The 546-nt window shown below is 73.3% G+C and carries 1 protein-coding gene; it reads right to left on the bottom strand.

Annotation, left to right across the window (positions count from 1 at the left end; translation table 11 throughout):
• A partial coding sequence (locus tag A5697_RS12165) for a signal recognition particle receptor subunit alpha (RefSeq protein WP_156673268.1) occupies window positions 1-546 on the bottom strand: 546 nt, incomplete at both ends.

The raw sequence follows: 546 nt of genomic DNA, 5'->3' as shown, positions 1-546 counted from the left end.
CAATGCCCTTGTCGACGGCGTCGAACGCCACCGACGCCGGGTCGGCGCCTTCGGGCCCGCGCACCACCTCCGCGCCCACCCGGGACGCCCAGGTTTGCAGTTGATCGGCCGCCGCGGCCCGGAAGGTGTCGGCGGCGCCGAGCACCACGCGACGCCCGTCGGCCACCAACACCCGGGCCAATTTCCCTACGGTGGTGGTCTTCCCGGTGCCATTGACGCCGACGACCAGCAGCACCGACGGGTGATCATCGTGCGGCAGCGCGCGGATCGAGCGGTCCATGTCGGGGTGCAGCTCGCGGATCAGCACGTCGCGCAGCACGGCCTTCGCGTCGGCCTCGGTGCGCACGGCGCTGCCGGCCAGGCGGGCGCGCAGCTGCGTCATCACCGACTCGGTGACCACCGGGCCGAGGTCGGCGACCAGCAGGGTGTCCTCGACGTCCTGCCAGGCGTCTTCGTCCAGGTCGCCGCCGCCGATCAGGCCCAGCACGCTGCGTCCCAACGCGTTCTGCGACCTGGCCAGCCGGCCACGAAGGCGCTCGAGGCGGC

It is taken from the genome of Mycobacterium sp. E3251 (genome assembly GCF_001666835.1).
Taxonomy (GTDB): domain Bacteria; phylum Actinomycetota; class Actinomycetes; order Mycobacteriales; family Mycobacteriaceae; genus Mycobacterium.
Note: the sequence above shows the minus strand (reverse complement) of the source record. Positions and strands in the feature narration are given on the sequence as shown.